Here is a 17,640-nt window from a genome sequence, read left to right on the forward strand (position 1 = left end):
TCACACCCCCGACAGTTGCAGCGGCAACTCGCGCAGGCGCTGCCCGGTCAGGGCGAACACCGCGTTGGCCACCGCCGGCGCGGTCGGCGGCACACCGGCCTCGCCGATGCCGCCGGGTTTGTCGCTGCTGGGCACGATGTGCACTTCCACCACCGGCATCTCGTTGAGCCGCAGCACCTGATAATCGTGATAGTTGGACTGCACCACCGCGCCGTCCTTGAGCGTCAGCTTGCTGTGCAGTGCCATGCCCAGACCGAAAGTGATGCACGACTCCATCTGCGCCGCGATGCTCTGCGGGTTCACCGCGATCCCGCAGTCCACCGCGCAGACCACGCGATGCACGCGAATCGCCAGATTGTCCTGCGACACCTCGGCGACCTGCGCCACGTAGCTGCCGAACGACTCGTGCACCGCCACGCCCAGCGCATGGCCGTCCGGCAACGGTGCTTTCCAGTTGGCTTTCTCCACCGCCAGATTGAGCACGCCCAAATGCCGAGGATGCTCCTTGAGCAAGGTTCGTCGGTATTCCACCGGATCTTTGCCTGCCGCCGTGGCCATCTCATCGATCAGCGATTCCATGACAAACGCCGTGTGGCTGTGACCTACCGAGCGCAGCCACAGCACATTGATCCCGGTTTGCGGTGAATGCAGATCGACCTGGTGGTTGGCCAGGCCTTTGACATAAGGGCTGTCGGAAACGCCTTCGACCGACGTTGCATCAACGCCGTTCTTGACCATGGTTTTTTCCAGCATCGTGCCGGCCATGATCGACTGCCCGACCAATACATGCTGCCAGCTCGACGGCAGGCCATCGGCACCGAGCCCGATCCGCGCCTGATGCAGGAACATCGAACGGTAGTAACCGCCACGAATATCGTCTTCCCGCGACCACACGGTTTTCACCGGCATGGCCGCGGCTTTAGCCACTTGCACGGCTTCGGCGACAAAGTCTGAAGTCGGGTTGGCCCGGCGCCCGAAACCGCCGCCCAGGAATTCGGTGTGAATCTCGACCTGCTCCGGTTTCAGCCCGGTGATCTTGCCGGCGACCATTTGATCGAGCGTCTGGAATTGTGTACCGGTCCAGATCTCGCATTTTTCAGCGCTGATCTTCACCGTGCAGTTGAGCGGTTCCATCGGCGCGTGAGCCAGATACGGCACGCTGTATTCGACATCGATTTTCTTCGCCGCTTTACCAAAACTGCCCTTGGCATCACCGGCCTGACTGGCTGACGTGCCTTGCGTGGCGGCCAGTTTGCGGAAACTCGCCAGCAGTTTTTCGCTGCTCAGGTCCGCATTCGGCCCCAATTCCCAATCGACTTTCAGCGCATCACGGCCCAGTTTCGCCGCCCAGTAATGATCAGCAATCACCGCGACCCCGCTCGGCACCTGCACCACTTTGTGCACGCCCGGCACCGCCAGCGCCTCAGCACCTTCGAAGGATTTAACGCTGGCACCAAATACCGGTGGGCGCGCAACCATCGCGGTCATCAGGCCTTCAAACTGCACGTCCATGCCGAACTTGGCGCGACCGGTGATTTTCTCCGGGGTATCGAGGCGCTTGGTCGGTTTGCCGATAATTTTCCAGTCCTTGGCTTCCTTGAAAGTGATCGACTTCGGATCCGGCACCGGCAGTTGTCCGGCGGCATCTGCCAGCTCGCCGTAAGTCGCGCGCTTGTCACCAGCGATGACCACGCCCGATTCGGTACGAATCGCCGACGGTGCCACTTCAAAGCGCTTCGCCGCTGCCTCTACCAGCATTTGCCGCGCCGTCGCGCCTGCCAGTCGATAACGGTCGAACTCCATCCACGTCGACGTCGAGCCGCCGGTAATCTGCATGCCGCCAAACCCCGGAATGCCGTAATCCGCCGCTGACGCCGGCGAATGTTCAACGCGGATTTTCGACCAATCGGCGTCCAGCTCCTCGGCAATCAACATGGTCAGGCCGGTCCAGATGCCCTGGCCCATCTCCGAATGCCCGAGCAGCACGGTGACGCTGTTGTCTGCGGCAATCCGCAGGAACGCATTCGGCGCGAAAACCTTGCCTTCATTCTCCGCCGCATAGGCAAATTTGTGGCCGCCGGGGACGACAAACGCCACCACCAACCCGCCGCCCAACACGGCACTGCCCTTGAGAAAACCCCGACGCGATACAGGACTGTTCATCACCTATCTCCCACAGATTGAATCAGCCGATTTCCGATGCACGCTTAACCGCTGCGCGAATACGGGGATAGGTGCCGCAGCGGCAGATATTGCCGGAGAGCGCCTGATCGATATCGCTGTCGGTGGGTTTGGGGATTTTCGCCAGCAGTGCCGCCGCAGACATGATCTGTCCCGACTGGCAGTAACCGCACTGCACCACGTCGAGTTCGGCCCAGGCTTGCTGCACCGGGTGCGAGCCGTCGGTGGACAGGCCTTCGATGGTAAGAATTTTTTGTCCATGGGCCACGGCAGTCGCGGGGGTGATGCAGGCGCGCAACGGCGCCCCGTCAACGTGCACGGTGCAGGCCCCGCACTGGGCCATGCCACAGCCGAATTTGGTGCCGGTCAGGTGCGCAACATCGCGCAGGACCCAGAGCAACGGCATGTCCGCGGGGACATCGAGCTCCTGATCCTTGCCATTGATATTCAAGGTCAGCATCGGGGAAATTCCTCAGACTCACGGTGTTCTGAAGGGGCGCCGCTGTGGCCATCGATGCCTACGCGCGCCTCGGCTTATCCCTTTCAGCAAAGCCTAATTTGCGTACGAAGCCAGACGTTGCGACCACCGGTCATGCAGATGTCGACTTTAATCCTACAGTTGATAACGGCTCTCACCGAGCCTGCACAGTAGAAAACTCGTCATGAGCGAAACCGGTCCGCGATTACCGCGCGGGTTATCCATCAGATTGGTCTGGAGTTGCGAACATGGGATTTGTCACCAGCAAAGACGGCGTCGAGATTTTCTACAAGGACTGGGGCCCGAAAGACGCGCCAGTGATCCACTTTCACCACGGCTGGCCGCTCAGTTCCGACGATTGGGATGCGCAGATGCTGTTTTTCCTGGGCAAGGGCTTTCGGGTGGTTGCCCATGATCGCCGTGGGCATGGGCGTTCGAGCCAGGTCTGGGACGGGCACGATATGGATCATTACGCCGACGATACGCTGGCCGTGGTTAATCATCTGGGCCTGAAGAACGTGGTGCATGTCGGTCACTCGACCGGTGGCGGTGAGGTGATTCATTACATCGCCCGGCATGGCCAGGCCAACGTCGCCAAAGGTGTGCTGATCAGTGCGGTGCCACCGTTGATGGTGCAGACCGAGAGCAATCCGGGCGGGCTGCCGAAGTCGGTGTTCGATGATTTTCAGGCACAACTGGCGGCGAATCGCGCGCAGTTTTATCGCGATATTCCGACCGGACCGTTTTATGGCTACAACCGGCCGGGTGCCACGCCTTCAGAGGGGATCATTGCCAACTGGTGGCGTCAGGGCATGATCGGTGGGGCGAAGGCGCATTACGACGGGATCGTGGCGTTCTCGCAGACGGATTTCACCGAGGACTTGAAGAAAGTCACCGTGCCGGTGCTGGTGATGCATGGCGAGGATGACCAGATTGTGCCGTATGCGGACTCGGGGCCGTTGTCGGCCAAGTTGCTGCCCAATGGCACGCTGAAGTCGTATCCGGGGTTCCCGCACGGGATGCCGACGACGGAGGCCGAGACGATTAACGCGGATCTGTTGGCCTTTATTCGCGGCTGAACAATGTAGGAGCTGCGGAACGCTGCGATCTTTTGATTTTGCGCCTTGAAAATCAACGTCAAAAGATCGCAGCGTTCCGCAGCTCCTACACAGCAGATTGTGGGCTGCAATTAATCTTCGGTTCGGCCAGTGTTTTCGCGATCACGCTCGTAGTCGTGAGCCAGTGGAAACGCCGGCAACCATGATTCACGCCGAATGGTCCAGAGTTCGTAAGTGGGTTTGAACTGATTAGGCTCATCGAGCGATCCGACGTTGACCTCCACTTCATCTGCCGAACGCGTGAACACCGGTGAGCCGCAGCGCGGGCAGAAAAAGCGCCCGTTATAGTCGCGGGTTTCGCCGGTGACCCTCAACGCATCCTCGGGAAATATGGCCGAGGTACCGAACAGCGCGCCGTGGCGTTTGCGGCAATCGAGGCAGTGGCAGATGCCGACACGGTAGGGCTGACCTGTCACTTCGAAACGGACATCGCCGCATAGGCAGCCGCCAGTCAATCGATTCATGTCATACCTCCTCTTCAGATTTTTATATTACCGACAGCCCTCACCCTAACCCTCTCCCAGAGGTAGAGGGAACTGACCGCGCTGAATGTGCAAGTTGCACCGACTTGAGATACCGAGTCGAACTCAGGTTTTGAAAGGCCTGGAGATCTGCTCCCTTTCCCCCTCGCCCCCTTTGGGGGAGAGGGCTGGGGTGAGGGGGGAATCGCACTGACACACCGCAAAACACAAAGCCCCCGCCATCCAGTATTTTCATCAATAAACACTAAGCCGTGATCGCGTTTAAAACACACAAACCGTTACGCCATCCCCCCTACAACACCTTGCGTCGTTACCTACGCGTACGCCAGAATCCGCCGGCTTACACGGCTATGGGCCGGGCTATATCGTTGGCCTGTCACTGCAAAACAGTGATCGGGTTTGGTAGCCCGCTTTAAATTGTCGTTGTTGCGACACCGTCGATGCTGTCTCCTTTTTTTGAGGTATGGCTTTGAATGGTGGGCATGCGTGGGGCTCATCCGTGAGCGCCGGGTTACCCAATTTGACCGGTCTACCAACCCGCGCATGGCCGCCACCCGCCGTTTGGTAGCGAGGGTGATGGCTCCCATTTTTTCAAATTGGAGCTTTATCTATGTTCAAGATCACGCCAAATCCACCGCCCACCGATCCAATCCCTCACGACCCCGCGCTTGACCCGCAAAAGGTCAAAGAAGCCACCGACCGCGCCCTCGACTACTACCTGCGACCCGAAGCACTGGGTGCTCCACCAAGCTCGCCCCCGTTTCGCCCGGTCTATCTGGTCGACCCCACGCTGGATGAAGAAACCCTGTTGGTCGAAGCCTGTGAGTCGCTTTCCTACGCCCACTCCATGGCCGGTAACATCGCCAACTCGATAGGCGGCCCGGAGCGCAAACCGCTGCTGGCGCTGCAACAGGTGATCATGCTGAACGAGTTGTTGGTCAACCGACTGCTGGACAAGCTGCGCATCCCGCAGTAGTCAACAGACGGACTGAGTGAGGGGTCACACCCTCACTTTCGCTTTGCCGCCTCCCGCAGATTGATGAGCAGAACTCATCAAGCCATCCCGATTTATCCGTCTAGTCCCCACCAGTCACCTCGCTTAGTCTTTCCCCCACGCCCAATGGGAGATCGACATGCACAAGCGCACACTCGGCATCCGTTCACTCGAAGTATCCGCCCTCGGCTTTGGCTGCATGGGCCTGAGCCGTGCCGCCGGCACCGCGAATCAAACGAAGATCTCGGGCGCTCCGGTCAAAGGCCCGGTGTTCGAGTTCGCGCCAGTCATCAACCGGTTCCTGCAAACCCACCTGTTCGGCGACATCTTCGAACGCGACAACCTCGACTGGCGAAGCCGTGAACTGGCCACTGTCGGCGCGCTGGCAGCGACGCCGGGCGTGGAACCGCAACTGCGCGCGCATATGGCGGCAAGCTTGCGCGTCGGGCTCAGCGCGGCACAGTTGGGCGAGGTCACTGAGCAGTTGAAAAAACACGAGGATGCGCAGACTGCCGAACGTGCGAATGCAGCGCTCAAGGAGGTTTTGGCGGCTTCGAAAAAATGACCTGAAAATGGACCTGATATCGATGTCTTAAAGAAAATCGGCGTTCGGGGTTGTGGTGAATGCGCTGATCTACAAGCCCTTGCCCGCGTTCAGCGTCCATACTGTGGTTTTCAAAAGTCGGGACACCGCCATGCCCTCCCCCGAATCCAGCCTTTTGCAGAGCTGGCATGCCAACGCTGATGCCTGGATCGAAGCGATCCGCAGCGGCGCCATTGAAAGCCGTCAGCAGGTTACCGATCAGGCGATTGTGCTGGCGATCATGGGCCGCCAACCGCAGCGCGTACTTGATCTGGGTTGCGGCGAAGGCTGGTTGTTGCGGGCGCTGGCGGATCGCGGGATTGAAGCTGTCGGTGTGGATGGCGATGCGCGGCTGATCGAGGCGGCGCGTCTGGCGGGGGCGGCGCGGGTGCATGTTGCGAGTTACGAAGCGCTGGTCGATGGCAAGGTCGATATCGGTCGTGACTACAACCTGGTGTGCGCGAATTTCTCGCTACTGCATCAAGACATAATTCCGCTGCTTGCCGCGATGAATGCCTTGCTTGTTCCCACAGGTGTTGTGGTCATTCAGACACTGCATCCATGGTCTGTCGCGGCAGGCGATTATCAGGATGGCTGGCGCGAAGAATCGTTCGCGGGATTCAAAGGTCAGTGGCAGCCGATGCCGTGGTATTTCCGCACGTTGTCGAGTTGGCTGAATGCGCTGGACATGGCCGGGTTCCAATTGGCCGGTTTGCAGGAGCCACAGCATCCGCAAAGTCCAGTGCCGCAGTCGTTGCTGATGGTTGCCGAGCGCCGCTGAGATTTCAGAAACACCATCAATCATTGTGGGAGCTGGCTTGCCAGCGATGGCGTCGGGTCAGTCAACATTGATGTTGAAGGTGCTGGCCTCATCGCTGGCAAGCCAGCTCCCACAGTGGTTTTGGGTGTGCCAGGAATTTGCGACCACCATACAAACCTGTGGGAGTGAGCCTGCTCGCGATGACGGTATTTCAGGCGACATCAATGTTGAATATCAGACCGCAATCGCTTGCAGGCAAGCTCCCACAGTGGTTTCGGGACCACGGATGCGGTGCTGCGCCAGCAGGCGCATGACGTAGCCGATCTTGATCAGGGTTGGGCCGAGGATGGTCAGGGCGTGCATCGCCACCAGCAGCGCAATCGGCGTCTGACCGTTGTAGAGATAAGCGCCGTAGATGCCGGTCAATTTGACTCAATCTCTAGTCGTTATGACTACGATCTGACGCCCGCTAACTTGTCGATCTACGGCACCGGCAATCGACCAAGGACTGACTACGCTGTTAATCCTGCGTGTCTAACCTGCCGAGGATGACTGCCATGCAACGCTTTCAGAAACTCACGCCCTGCCTGTGGTTCGACGATCAGGCCGAAGCCGCTGCGAAGTTCTATTGCTCGATCTTCGATCATTCGAAAATCACCGGCCTGACCCACTACAGCAAGGTCGGTCAGGAATTTCACGGCAAGCCGGAAGGTGCGGTGATGACCGTCAGTTTCGAACTCGATGGCCAGACCTTCACCGGCCTCAACGGTGGGCCGATGTTCAAATTCAGCGAGGCGATCTCGTTTCAGGTCAACTGCCAGAATCAGGAAGAAGTCGACCATTTCTGGGGCAACCTGTCCGAGGGTGGCCCGGTCGAAGCCCAGCAATGCGGCTGGCTCAAGGACAAGTTCGGCGTGTCGTGGCAGATCGTGCCGGTGGCCTTTATGCACATGATGCTGGATGCCGACACCAGCAAATCGCAGCGAGCGATGCAGGCGATGTTCACGATGAAAAAACTCGACATTGCCGAACTCGAACGCGCCTTTGCCGGCCAGAGCTAATACACTGGCGCGCTGGCCTGCCGGGAATAACAACGATGAAACACGCTGCCGCCAAAAACCCTGAAAAAGCCCCGCGTTTCTGGCGTGACGCGGCGCTGCCGTTCATTGAAGCGCGGGCCATCGCCGATGGCCGCGAGGTCTGCTATGCGCGCCATTCCCACGCGCACTTTTCCATCGGCGCGATCACCGCCGGTCGCAGCACCTATGTGCATGAGCAGGCGCAGTTCGAAGTCGCGGCAGGCACCGTGGTGCTGATGAATCCCGGCGATGTGCATGCGTGCAATCCGATCGATGATCAGCCCTGGTCGTATGTGATGCTGTATGTCGAGACGCCATGGCTGACGGATTTGCAGCATCAGTTGGGGTTCGCCAGTGATCTTGAGTTTCGGCGTTTCTCCACTACTCATCTCGACGACACCGCGCTGTTCAACGACCTGAATGGACTTTATGAAACATTGGTCGACGAGCAGCAGGACGTACTGCGCAAACAAAGCGCTGCGGTGGAGTTTTTCAGCGACCTGCAACTGCGGTTGAATCCCGCCGGCCCCTCGCTGCGCGAACCCAATTTCAAGCTGGAACGCGCGGCCGATTTCATCCGCGAACACTGTACCGAGCTGCTGAACCTCGACGACATCTGCACGGCGGCACAACTGTCGCCTTCGTACCTGATCCGCGCCTTCAAACAGCATTACGGCATGACGCCCCACGCCTTTGTGGTCAACCAACGCATCCAGTTTGCCCGCGAGCGCCTGCGCAGCGGCCAGTTGATCGCGGATGTGGCGCTGGAAGCCGGGTTTGCCGATCAGGCGCATTTTCAGCGAGCGTTCAAGCAGCATTTGGCGGCAACGCCCGGCCAATATCGCGGCTGATGGTTTGCCCCGATTGATCGTTCCCACGCTCTGCGTGGGAACGTAGCCCGGGACGCTCCGCGTCCCTTCCAGAGCCGGACGCAGAGCGTCCGATGAAGCATTCCCACGCGGAGCATGGGAACGATCAATCGCTGGCCAACACATTCAGATATTGACATATCGGTAAATTCCGATATCTTCGCGGCATGGACCTACTCGAAATCTTCAAAGCCCTCTCGAACCGCACACGCCTGGAAATCCTCAAAGGCCTGAAGGATCCCGAGAAGCACTTTCCTCCCCAGGATGAAGGTGACGTGCACACGGTGGGCGTTTGCGTCAGCAGTATTCAGGAAGGCGTCGGGCTGTCGCAGTCGACGGTGTCCGATTACCTGGCGACGCTGCAACGCGCAGGCCTGGTCGAGGTCAGGCGCATTGGGCAGTGGACCTATTACAAACGTAACGAAGCAGCGATCAGTGCGCTGGCCGAGATCATCGGCAGCGAGCTGTAATTTTTTGCCCCAAAATATCGAGAATTCCCGATATCCCTTTTTACCGAAACGAGGAAATGCAATGAAAGCGATGATCCTTACTTCATTTGGCGGCGCACAATCGTTCGAACTTTGTGAAGTGCCCAAACCAGTGCCACACGCGGGAGAAGTGCTGGTCCGGGTGCACGCCACCTCCATCAATCCGCTGGATTATCAGGTGCGCCGTGGCGACTATGCCGATCTGGTGCCCCTGCCAGCCATTACCGGGCACGACGTCTCTGGCGTTATCGAAGCGGTCGGCCCGGGGGTGACAGCGTTCATGCCGGGTGACGAAGTCTGGTACACCCCGCAGATTTTCGACGGTCCAGGCAGTTATGCCGAATACCACGTCGCGGCCGAAAACATTGTCGGCAAGAAGCCGGCCACGCTCAGCCATCTTGAAGCGGCGAGCCTGAGTCTGGTTGGCGGCACGGCGTGGGAAGCGCTGGTCGTGCGGGCGGCGCTCAGAGTCGGCGAGAGCATTCTGATCCACGGCGGCGCGGGCGGCGTCGGCCATGTTGCGATTCAGCTGGCCAAAGCCATCGGCGCGAAGGTCTTCACCACTGTGCGTGAAGGCAATTTCGAGTTCGCCCAGCGTATGGGCGCCGATGTGCTGATCGATTACGAAAAGGAAGATTATGTCGCCGCGATCCTGCGCGAAACCGAGGGTCGTGGCGTCGATGTCGTCTTCGACACGATCGGCGGCAACACCCTGGCGCGCAGCCCCGACGCCCTCGCACAGCTTGGCCGCGTGGTATCGATCGTAGACCTTGCCCAGCCGCAAAACCTGATTCAGGCCTGGGGCAAGAACGCCAGCTACCACTTCGTGTTCACCCGACAGAATCGCGGCAAACTCGATGAGTTGAGCGCATTGATCGCCAACGGTCAGTTGCGCCCGCACGTTGGCGCGGTCTATCCGCTGGCCGACATCGGTCTCGCCCATGCCCGGCTGGAAACGCCCAACAACGGCGTTCAAGGGAAAATTGCGATTGCTGTCGTGCCGTCGCCCGAACTCGCCAATCGCTGAACCCAGCCCGAGGAGAACACCATGATTTATGAGATCGCTTTACTGCCCGTTCACACAGAACAAACTGCGGCGTTTCGGCATGCGTTTACCGAGGTCGAGCCGTTGCTCAAACGCGCCAAGGGTTATTGCGGCCACCTGCTCGCGCCAGGAATCGAAACACCGGAGGTGTTCAATCTGATTGTGCGCTGGCAATCCCTTGAGGATCACACGCCGGGGTTTGAAGCGAGTGAGGACCATCGGCTGTTCATGCTGGGTCTGGAGGAATATTTTTCCGAAGAGCCGAAGGTGTATCACATTGAGGGCGGCGCCTTTCAGCAGCCGTTCGACTAATAATCTCTCGGCTACACCGCGATTCATTGTAGGAGTGAGCCTGCTCGCGATAGCGGCGTATCAGTCGACATTTATATTGACTGATACGCCGCTATCGCGAGCAGGCTCACTCCTACAGGGTTTACGGTAGCAGCAGGTATATCGCGCTGACGACCAACAACCCCGCCATGCTCCGATTGAACCAGCGCATCGCCGCCGCGTTGCCCAGATACCCGCGCAAAAACGTCCCGGCATACGCCCAGCAGCCGACCGACAGATAACAGATCACCAGATACACCGCCGCAAACTGCCACACCAGCCGCGCCTCGCCATCGGCGACAAACGCGCCCATGCCCGCGACGCAGGCCAGCCAGGCTTTCGGGTTGAGCCATTGCATCACCGCGCCGTACAGCATCGACGGCGCCCGTCCGGAATCACCGGCATTCAATTGCCCGTCATCCACGGCCAGTTTCCACGCCATGAACAGCAGAAACGCCACGCCGGCCAGTTGCACCACCCGGGTCATGAACGGCCAAAGCTTGAGCACCTCATGCAAGCCCAGCCCCATCAGCACCAGCAGCAACACAAACCCCAACGTGGCCCCGGCAACATGCCGCTGACTGGCGCGAAAACCGAACTGCGCCCCGGAACTCAACGCCACAATATTCACCGGCCCCGGCGTGATGGACGCCGCCAGCGCAAACGCCGCCATCGAAACAATCAGACTCATCGCACACCTGCTTCAAATCGAGGAACAAGGTGCTCACCCTAACCAGCACCCGATCCCCGGTATTGAAGAAAATGCCCCTGTGATCCTGATCGTTCCCACGCTCTGCGTGGGAATGTAGCCTGGGACGCTCCGCGTCCCCTTCAGAGCCGAACGCAGAGCGTCCGTTGAGGTATTCCCACGCGGAGCGTGGGAACGATCACATGACCCACCGCTTTCGCGAGCAGGCTCGCTCCCACATTAAAATCTACGCTTAGTCCAGACGCGGCACGGTGAAGCGGAACTCGCTGCCCTGCCCCGGTTCGCTCTCGGCGAAAATCCGTCCGCCGTGGGCTTCGACGATGCCTTGAGTGATGTACAAACCAAGGCCGGTACCGGTCGGGTTGCCCTCTTTCACCGTCCAGTAACGGTCGAACACATGCGGTAGATGCTCCTTGGGAATGCCTTCGCCGCTATCGCGAACAGTGAAGACGATTTCATTGCCGACGGAGGTGGCATGCACGCCCACCCTGCCCAGTCGCGGGGTGAACTTGATCGCGTTGCCGACCAAGTTCGACAGCACCTGGAACAGCCGCTCCGGGTCAGCATGAATGCGCAGATCAGGATCGGCCGCGAAGGAAATGCTGATGTCCTTGTCCAGTGCCAACGGTGCAAGCAGTGCCTGCGCCTCTTCGAACATCTGCGCGACATCGAGCTTTTGTGGGGTGATGGAGTAGCGCCCGGCATCGATTTTCGAGGTGTCGAGCAAGTCCTCCAGCAGCGTGTTCATGCGTCCGGCAGCCTGCTGCATGGTGTCGATGGCCGTCGAGATGCGCCGCGAAGTGTGCGGGCCGTCGGAGCTGAAGGCCTTTTGCATCATGCCGCACAGCATCGAGATCACCGTCATCGGATTACGCAGATCGTGGGAGACCACCGCCACCAGCTCATCGCGGGCGCGCACCGCTTCCTGCTCGCGGCGCACCTGCCGGGCCAGATCGTTTTCCAGTGCCGAACGGCGCAGGTCATTGGCAGCGAACAGGTCACCGTGGCTCCACTTGGTGGATATCCCGGCCATCTCGACTTTCCAGATTTCAAACGAGGTGCGCGGGCGCAAGCGCAGGCCGGCATCGGAGTTTTCCAGGTCCAGCGGCTTGCGTGGATCGCCGCTCCAATTGATGTTTTCCTTGACCTCTGGGCGGAACCAGAACACGCCGTTGTCCACCGGTTTTGGCAGGCTCATGGCGAGCACGCCGCTGGCCACCTGCTGATACTGCGCGGCCGGCGGGTAGACGCTGGCCAGATGATGACTGGCAAACACCGACTCGCCGCTGTCCTGCAGCCACTTGTGCAAGGCGCGAATGTCTTCCGGCTCCGGGCAGTTGCCGTAGCGGTGCAGTTGTTTGTCTTCGATGATTGCAATACCGCCGGCATTGGTCAGCGCCATCAGGGTCTGCGGCTGATTGGCGAGGCCGTCGAAGACATTCTGCGGCGAGTCGATCATCGCTTGATTGAGCAGCGCCAAGGCTTCGACTTTTTCTTCGCGCTGACGGCTGATCTCCAGCGCTTCCATGGCGCTGATCTGCAGCGACAGCACCTGGCCGATGGTCTGACACGCCGCGCGCAATTCGTGCGGCACGTGCAGTGGCTGACGATTGCCGCAACTGATCAGGCCCCAGAGCTTGTCACCCTTGAGCAGGGAAATGCTCATCGACGACAGCACGCCCATGTTCTTCATGTACTGACAGTGGATCGGCGACACGCTGCGCAGGGTGGCGAAACTCAGGTCCAGCGGCGTGTTCGTGTCCGGGCGCAACTTTGGCAGCAGCGGCACTGGTTGATAGTCGGCATTGGGGATGATCCGCAGCCAATTGGTGCGATACAGCTCGCGCGCCTGTTCGGGAATGTCCGAGGCCGGGAAGAACAGGCCATTGAACACTTCCATCGACGGGTCGGAGGCTTCGGCGATGACCTGACCGTGGCCCTCCTCCTCGAAACGATAGATCAACACCCGGTCGTAACCGGTCATGGCCTGGATTTCCTTGACGCTGATGTCGTACAGCGCCTGCAACGTGGTCGCCGCTTGCAGACGCTGAAGCATGCGCCCCAGATGAGTCTGGTTGCCGGCGACGTTGCGCGGCTGGAAGTTTTCGACGTGGATTTCCAGCTCCAGGATCAATACGCCCTGATGACGATGCAACAAACCCTCGAACGCGGTGCCGTTGAGCCTGAAGCGCAGTGGCTGCAAGTCGGACAGCGACGGTTGCAGCAAGGCCTCGCGCACTTTTGCCGCTTCGGCGTCGCCGATCAGGCTTTCCAGCGGCTGGCCGATCAGGCTTTGCGGCTCTCGGGCCAGCAACGTTTCGACATTGGCGCTGACCTGAATGATCACCAACTCAGGCTCGCTCAGGGTCAGCAACAAACCGTGGGGCTGGATCGCGCCGGGAAAACGGATCGGCTCATCGGCACAGTTGGCCAGCAGTTCTTCAAAGGCTTCTTTGTCTTGCGGGTTCATGCCAGTACCTCCCGGCTTTCGAGCCAGCGCTCGAAACAACTGAATGTGGTTTGTGCCGCTGTGACGACAGCGGCGCGCTCATCGGCGCTCATCGGCTGATTGCCCAGATATTCGATGAAATCGCGCCAGCGCCGGCCCGTGGCGGCGCCGTAGATATCGAGAAAGGCCGCGCCGTTGTTGGCTTCCAGGCCTAACCGTGAAGAGATTTCGCGGCGCAGAATCTGCCCGCCGAGCGTCGCGCCCTCGAGGACGTAGAGCACGCCCAGGCAGGCAGCGCTTGAGTCGATGATCGGCAACTGCTGGCAGTGCGGCAGGCTTTGCAGAGCTTCGGCAGATACGCCCAGAGCTAGCAGGTCGGCGCGCAGGGTTGGCGTTTTGAGGCGGGGCGCCAGATCAAAATCGGTGGGGATTGCATCGCTTTGCTGCAGTGCGTTTTCCAGCGGTAAATAGAAGCCGTAATAGGCCTGCACCAGCCGGACAAAGGCCTGGGTATCGAGGGTATCGGAGAAAAAGGGAAGGCGTTTTTCCAGCGCGATGTGCAGCTCGGCAGTGCCGGCTCGCAGATCTTGCAGCACCGGTGGCACATAAACTTCACGGGCCTTTGCTTGCATGTAGATCGCTCTTGGTGGGGCCGCCTGGGGCCAAACGGGGTGAGTGCAACGTCGGCGAAATTTTACACGGCTATCGCGGTTTCTGACCGGCCGGATAGTTATTTCTGCCGAAACCATCACCCTCTGAGTCATTCAGAGTGAAGGCATCTGCAAAAAGTTCGACCGCGTTGCCCAACGGCGCCGGGCGCTGTACCGCGACAGCGCCGCGTGACTGTATGGGTCTGGGCGCCCGGAGGCTGTGATAAAAATATCGCTCTCGTTTCTGGAGTGCTGTCATGGATCTCGCCACGCTCATCCTGTTTCTCCCGGCCTGTTTCGCCCTGAACATGGCCCCCGGGCCGAACAACCTGCTATCGATCAGCAACGCCACGCGTTATGGCTTTCGCCGCGCCTGCACGGCGGGTATAGGGCGGATTCTGGCGTTTGCCGGGATGATCGCGCTGGCCGGTGCCGGTCTGTCGGTGGTGTTGCAAACTTCAGAATGGTTGTTCCATGCGATCAAGATCATTGGCGCGGCGTATTTGCTGTACTTGGCCTGGCAGTTATGGCGGGCCAATCCTGAGGCCGAGCAGCAGGTGACGGGCGCGACCGTTGGTTTCTTTGCATTGGCGCGGCAGGAGTTTCTGGTGGCGGCGGGCAATCCGAAGGCGATCCTGTTATTTACCGCGTTTCTGCCGCAGTTCGTCGACCCGGCACGCCCGGTGCCGGCGCAGTTTGCGGTGCTGGGCGTGCTGTTTCTGCTGCTGGAGTGGATCGCCATCAGCGCCTACGCGTGGATGGGCCTGCACATGCGCCGCTGGTTCGCCGAGCCGCGCGGAAAACGAATGTTCAATCGTTGCTGCGCAGGCCTGCTCTCGGCGGCGGCTTCGGTGCTGTTGATGGCCAAACGCGCTTAAGCCTCGGACGGGCCTTTGAGTTCGACCTGATTGCCGTCCGGGTCGAAGCAGTACAGCGACAGCCCTTTGCCTTCGGCGCCGAAGCGTGATTCGGCTTTTGCGGCGGTGAGGCCGAAGGTTTGCAGATGTGCAATCAGTGCAGCCTCATCAAATGGCTCAATGCGCAGGCAAAAGTGATCGACGTTGCGTCGCTCGGCCCCGGCCGCCCCGCCGCCCTTGCGGCCGAGTTCGCCTTGCAGGTCGACCAGATCAATCATCGAAGTGCCGGCGCGCAGGTGTATCAGGCCCAGCGGTTCGTTGCGTTTGACCACTTCGGCGCCGAAGACTTGACCGTAGAAGTCGATGCTGCGTTGCAGATCCGCGACGCGCAGGACGATGTGATCGATATGTTGGATGGAAAATGGATGCATAAACCCGGCACCTCGAAAACTTGTTAGCTACCCGTGGGCGGCGATCTTGTTGGGACGCGGAGCGTCCCGGGCTGCATTCCCACGCAGAGCGTGGGAACGATCAAGCGTGGGAACGATCAAGATCGCAGCCTGCGGCAGCTCCTACACGGTAGTTCAGGGGATTTGAAAATTCACTGTCGATTTTTCGGTGGAGCCATCGAGAATCTGGTTTTACTCTCGAGCCATGAACATACAAACCGCTGTCCTGCCGCCCCACGCCGAAATGGTTCGCGCCATGCTCGAACGCGACACTGCCTATGAAGGCGTGTTCTTTACGGCCGTGAAAACCACCGGGATCTTCTGCCGCCCCAGCTGCACGGCGCGCAAGCCGAAACCGGAGAACGTCGAGTTCTTCGCCCATGCCGACGAATGCATGTCGGCCGGCTATCGCGCCTGCCTGCGCTGCAAACCGCTGGACGCCGCCGCCATCGCCCCGGACTGGGTGCAACGCCTGCTCACCGCCGTGGAAGCCGACCCGGAGGTGCGCTGGAGCGATGCGCAACTGCTCGCCGAAGGTATCGAACCGCTGAAACTGCGACGCTGGTTCAAGCAGCACTTCGGCATGACCTTCCATGCGTGGCTGCGAACGCGCCGCTTGGGCATGGCGCTGGGCGGGATCAAGCAAGGCACCTCGATTGATCACGCCGCGTTTGATTCCGGTTATGAATCGCTCAGCGGTTTTCGTGATGCTTTCCAGAAGTCGTTCCACATCACCCCCGGTCGCGCCGAACACAGCGAGCCGCTGCTGTTCACCCGACTGACCACCCCGCTGGGGCCGATGATTGCCATGGCCGAGCAGCGTGGCCTGGTACTGCTGGAGTTTCTTGATCGCCCGGCGCTGACCCGCGAAGTCGAAGAACTGCAACACCGCTACGGCTATGCGGTCGCGCCGGGGCACAACCCACATCTGCAACAGATCGAGCAGCAACTGGCGCAGTATTTCGCCGGTCAACTGACGACCTTTACCGTGCCACTGCACCTGCCCGGCAGCGAGTTCGCCCGGCAGGTCTGGTCGGCGCTGCTGCAGATACCTTACGGCCACACCAGCACCTACGGCGCCATCGCCGCCGGTTTGGGCAAACCCGGCGCCAGTCGCGCGGTCGGCCTGGCCAACGGGCACAATCGGTTATCGATTGTGGTGCCCTGCCATCGGGTGATCGGCGCGGATGGCTCGCTCACCGGCTATGGTGGTGGACAACCGCGCAAGGCGTTTCTGCTGCGGCTGGAAAACGCCGCGGTGCAGCTCACCCAACAACTGGCATTCTGACCCACCGAATCAACTGACAAGAAGGATTTTTGATGAACGCGCTCGCTACGCAGTTTCACCAGTTGCACCAGCAAGGTCTGTTGATTCTGACCAATGTCGCCGACGCCACCGGTGCGCGACTGGTCGAGCACCTGGGCGGTAAAGCCGTGGCCACCAGCAGTGCGGCAGTGGCCTGGGCTCACGGTTACCCGGACGGCAACACCCTGCCCCTTGAACGTCTGGTGTCGACGGTGGAATCCATCGCCCGGGTGATCAGCATTCCCTTGACCGTGGATGTCGAGGCCGGCTATTCCGATGACCTCGGGCGCGTCGCCGAAGTGCTGGATGCGGTGATCGCAGCGGGGGCCGTGGGCATCAATATCGAGGACGGTTCTGCCGATCCCGAGTTGCTCGCGCGCAAGATCGAAGTGGCGCGACAGGTGGCCAACAAACGCGAGGTGCAGCTGTTCATCAATGCACGCACCGATGTCTATCTGAAAAGCCTTGTGCCGGCCGAGGATCGCGTCGCCGAAACCCTGCACCGCGCGGCGCTGTATCAAGCGGCCGGCGCGGATGGTTTGTTCGCGGCGGGCGTCACCTCGGCCTATGAAATCGAGGCCATCTGCAAAGGCACGACGCTGCCGGTCAATGTCCTGGGTTTCGCTTGCCTGCCTTCGCCGCAAGAACTGCAAGCGCTGGGCGTGCGCCGCTTGAGCGCGGGTTCCGGCATCGCCGAATTCCTCTATGGCGCCATGAGTGGGCTGGTAAAAAGCTTTCTGGCCAGCGGCAAACTCGATACCCATGACCTCAAGGCTTTCACCTACGGCGAAGTCAACGGCTTGCTGAAATAAC

Annotated in this window: 18 protein-coding genes and 2 pseudogenes; 12 read left to right on the plus strand and 8 right to left on the minus strand. The window is 60.1% G+C overall.

All coding sequences use genetic code 11. The features are described 5' to 3' along the window. The gene (locus ACM6JQ_RS10015) at positions 1 to 2,163 is read right to left on the minus strand and encodes a molybdopterin cofactor-binding domain-containing protein (RefSeq protein ID WP_414893691.1); all 2,163 of its coding nucleotides are present in this window, start codon (positions 2,161 to 2,163) and stop codon (positions 1 to 3) included. Between the two features lie 22 nt (positions 2,164 to 2,185). Beyond that, positions 2,186 to 2,641 carry a (2Fe-2S)-binding protein gene (locus ACM6JQ_RS10020; protein WP_003224136.1) on the minus strand — a complete coding sequence of 152 codons (456 nt, stop codon included), beginning with the start codon at positions 2,639 to 2,641 and terminating at the stop codon, positions 2,186 to 2,188. Between the two features lie 266 nt (positions 2,642 to 2,907). Between ACM6JQ_RS10020 and ACM6JQ_RS10025 the strand changes: the two genes are divergently transcribed. Further along, positions 2,908 to 3,738: an alpha/beta fold hydrolase gene (locus tag ACM6JQ_RS10025; protein ID WP_095047914.1), complete on the plus strand. Its 831-nt coding sequence runs from the start codon at positions 2,908 to 2,910 to the stop codon at positions 3,736 to 3,738. 110 nt (positions 3,739 to 3,848) lie between these two features. Here the strand turns inward: ACM6JQ_RS10025 and ACM6JQ_RS10030 are convergent, their stop codons facing one another. Further along, a complete protein-coding gene (locus ACM6JQ_RS10030) occupies positions 3,849 to 4,241 on the minus strand; it encodes a GFA family protein (protein ID WP_414893692.1) in 393 nt (130 codons plus the stop codon). A 628-nt stretch (positions 4,242 to 4,869) separates the two neighbouring features. On the opposite strand from ACM6JQ_RS10030, the gene ACM6JQ_RS10035 reads away from it, so the two are divergent. The 3 genes and pseudogenes from ACM6JQ_RS10035 (at position 4,870) to ACM6JQ_RS10045 (ending at position 6,617) form a co-directional block, all read left to right on the plus strand. Continuing rightward, positions 4,870 to 5,235: a DUF6124 family protein gene (locus ACM6JQ_RS10035; protein ID WP_007910609.1), complete on the plus strand. Its 366-nt coding sequence runs from the start codon at positions 4,870 to 4,872 to the stop codon at positions 5,233 to 5,235. A gap of 232 nt (positions 5,236 to 5,467) precedes the next feature. After that, positions 5,468 to 5,818, plus strand: a pseudogene (locus ACM6JQ_RS10040) (carboxymuconolactone decarboxylase family protein); the annotation flags it as partial. Between the two features lie 130 nt (positions 5,819 to 5,948). Next, positions 5,949 to 6,617 (plus strand): class I SAM-dependent methyltransferase, encoded by a 669-nt coding sequence (locus ACM6JQ_RS10045; RefSeq protein WP_007910612.1) that lies wholly within the window; start codon positions 5,949 to 5,951, stop codon positions 6,615 to 6,617. 213 nt (positions 6,618 to 6,830) lie between these two features. Here ACM6JQ_RS10045 and ACM6JQ_RS10050 read toward each other — a convergent pair. Then, positions 6,831 to 7,022, minus strand: a pseudogene (locus ACM6JQ_RS10050) (hypothetical protein); the annotation flags it as partial. Between the two features lie 131 nt (positions 7,023 to 7,153). Between ACM6JQ_RS10050 and ACM6JQ_RS10055 the strand changes: the two are divergent. The 5 genes from ACM6JQ_RS10055 (at position 7,154) to ACM6JQ_RS10075 (ending at position 10,389) form a co-directional block, all read left to right on the plus strand. Continuing rightward, on the plus strand, positions 7,154 to 7,657 hold the full coding sequence (locus tag ACM6JQ_RS10055) for a VOC family protein (protein WP_038366082.1): 504 nt from the start codon (positions 7,154 to 7,156) through the stop codon (positions 7,655 to 7,657). Positions 7,658 to 7,692: 35 nt separating this feature from the next. Further along, complete coding sequence (locus ACM6JQ_RS10060; protein WP_414893693.1) at positions 7,693 to 8,526, plus strand: helix-turn-helix domain-containing protein; 834 nt, start codon at positions 7,693 to 7,695, stop codon at positions 8,524 to 8,526. Positions 8,527 to 8,711: 185 nt separating this feature from the next. After that, positions 8,712 to 9,014 carry an ArsR/SmtB family transcription factor gene (locus tag ACM6JQ_RS10065; RefSeq protein ID WP_007910618.1) on the plus strand — a complete coding sequence of 101 codons (303 nt, stop codon included), beginning with the start codon at positions 8,712 to 8,714 and terminating at the stop codon, positions 9,012 to 9,014. Positions 9,015 to 9,075: 61 nt separating this feature from the next. Beyond that, positions 9,076 to 10,059: a zinc-dependent alcohol dehydrogenase family protein gene (locus ACM6JQ_RS10070; protein WP_414893694.1), complete on the plus strand. Its 984-nt coding sequence runs from the start codon at positions 9,076 to 9,078 to the stop codon at positions 10,057 to 10,059. Between the two features lie 21 nt (positions 10,060 to 10,080). Beyond that, a complete protein-coding gene (locus ACM6JQ_RS10075) occupies positions 10,081 to 10,389 on the plus strand; it encodes an antibiotic biosynthesis monooxygenase family protein (protein ID WP_123376727.1) in 309 nt (102 codons plus the stop codon). Positions 10,390 to 10,510: 121 nt separating this feature from the next. Here ACM6JQ_RS10075 and ACM6JQ_RS10080 read toward each other — a convergent pair whose 3' ends face one another. The 3 genes from ACM6JQ_RS10080 to ACM6JQ_RS10090 form a co-directional block, all read right to left on the minus strand. After that, positions 10,511 to 11,098 (minus strand): LysE family translocator, encoded by a 588-nt coding sequence (locus ACM6JQ_RS10080; protein ID WP_414893695.1) that lies wholly within the window; start codon positions 11,096 to 11,098, stop codon positions 10,511 to 10,513. Between the two features lie 250 nt (positions 11,099 to 11,348). Further along, complete coding sequence (locus tag ACM6JQ_RS10085) at positions 11,349 to 13,586, minus strand: ATP-binding protein (RefSeq protein ID WP_007915663.1); 2,238 nt, start codon at positions 13,584 to 13,586, stop codon at positions 11,349 to 11,351. Further along, positions 13,583 to 14,197 (minus strand): biliverdin-producing heme oxygenase, encoded by a 615-nt coding sequence (locus tag ACM6JQ_RS10090; RefSeq protein WP_414893696.1) that lies wholly within the window; start codon positions 14,195 to 14,197, stop codon positions 13,583 to 13,585. Before ACM6JQ_RS10090 ends, ACM6JQ_RS10085 begins: the two co-directional genes overlap by 4 nt. A 275-nt stretch (positions 14,198 to 14,472) precedes the next feature. Here ACM6JQ_RS10090 and ACM6JQ_RS10095 point away from each other — a divergent pair, with 275 nt between their 5' ends. Beyond that, the gene (locus ACM6JQ_RS10095) at positions 14,473 to 15,093 is read left to right on the plus strand and encodes a LysE family translocator (protein ID WP_414893697.1); all 621 of its coding nucleotides are present in this window, start codon (positions 14,473 to 14,475) and stop codon (positions 15,091 to 15,093) included. Here ACM6JQ_RS10095 and ACM6JQ_RS10100 read toward each other — a convergent pair. After that, entirely contained in the window at positions 15,090 to 15,503 is a 414-nt protein-coding gene (locus ACM6JQ_RS10100; RefSeq protein WP_007915656.1) for a VOC family protein, read from the minus strand. The genes ACM6JQ_RS10095 and ACM6JQ_RS10100 overlap by 4 nt on opposite strands. A gap of 223 nt (positions 15,504 to 15,726) precedes the next feature. On the opposite strand from ACM6JQ_RS10100, the gene ACM6JQ_RS10105 reads away from it, so the two are divergent. Continuing rightward, positions 15,727 to 16,809 (plus strand): bifunctional transcriptional activator/DNA repair enzyme AdaA, encoded by a 1,083-nt coding sequence (locus ACM6JQ_RS10105; RefSeq protein ID WP_414893698.1) that lies wholly within the window; start codon positions 15,727 to 15,729, stop codon positions 16,807 to 16,809. A gap of 32 nt (positions 16,810 to 16,841) precedes the next feature. Then, complete coding sequence (locus ACM6JQ_RS10110; protein ID WP_414893699.1) at positions 16,842 to 17,639, plus strand: isocitrate lyase/PEP mutase family protein; 798 nt, start codon at positions 16,842 to 16,844, stop codon at positions 17,637 to 17,639. Position 17,640 lies beyond the last annotated feature (1 nt).

Origin of the sequence: Pseudomonas sp. IT-232MI5 (assembly GCF_949767845.1) — a bacterium.
Classification (GTDB): Bacteria; Pseudomonadota; Gammaproteobacteria; order Pseudomonadales; family Pseudomonadaceae; genus Aquipseudomonas.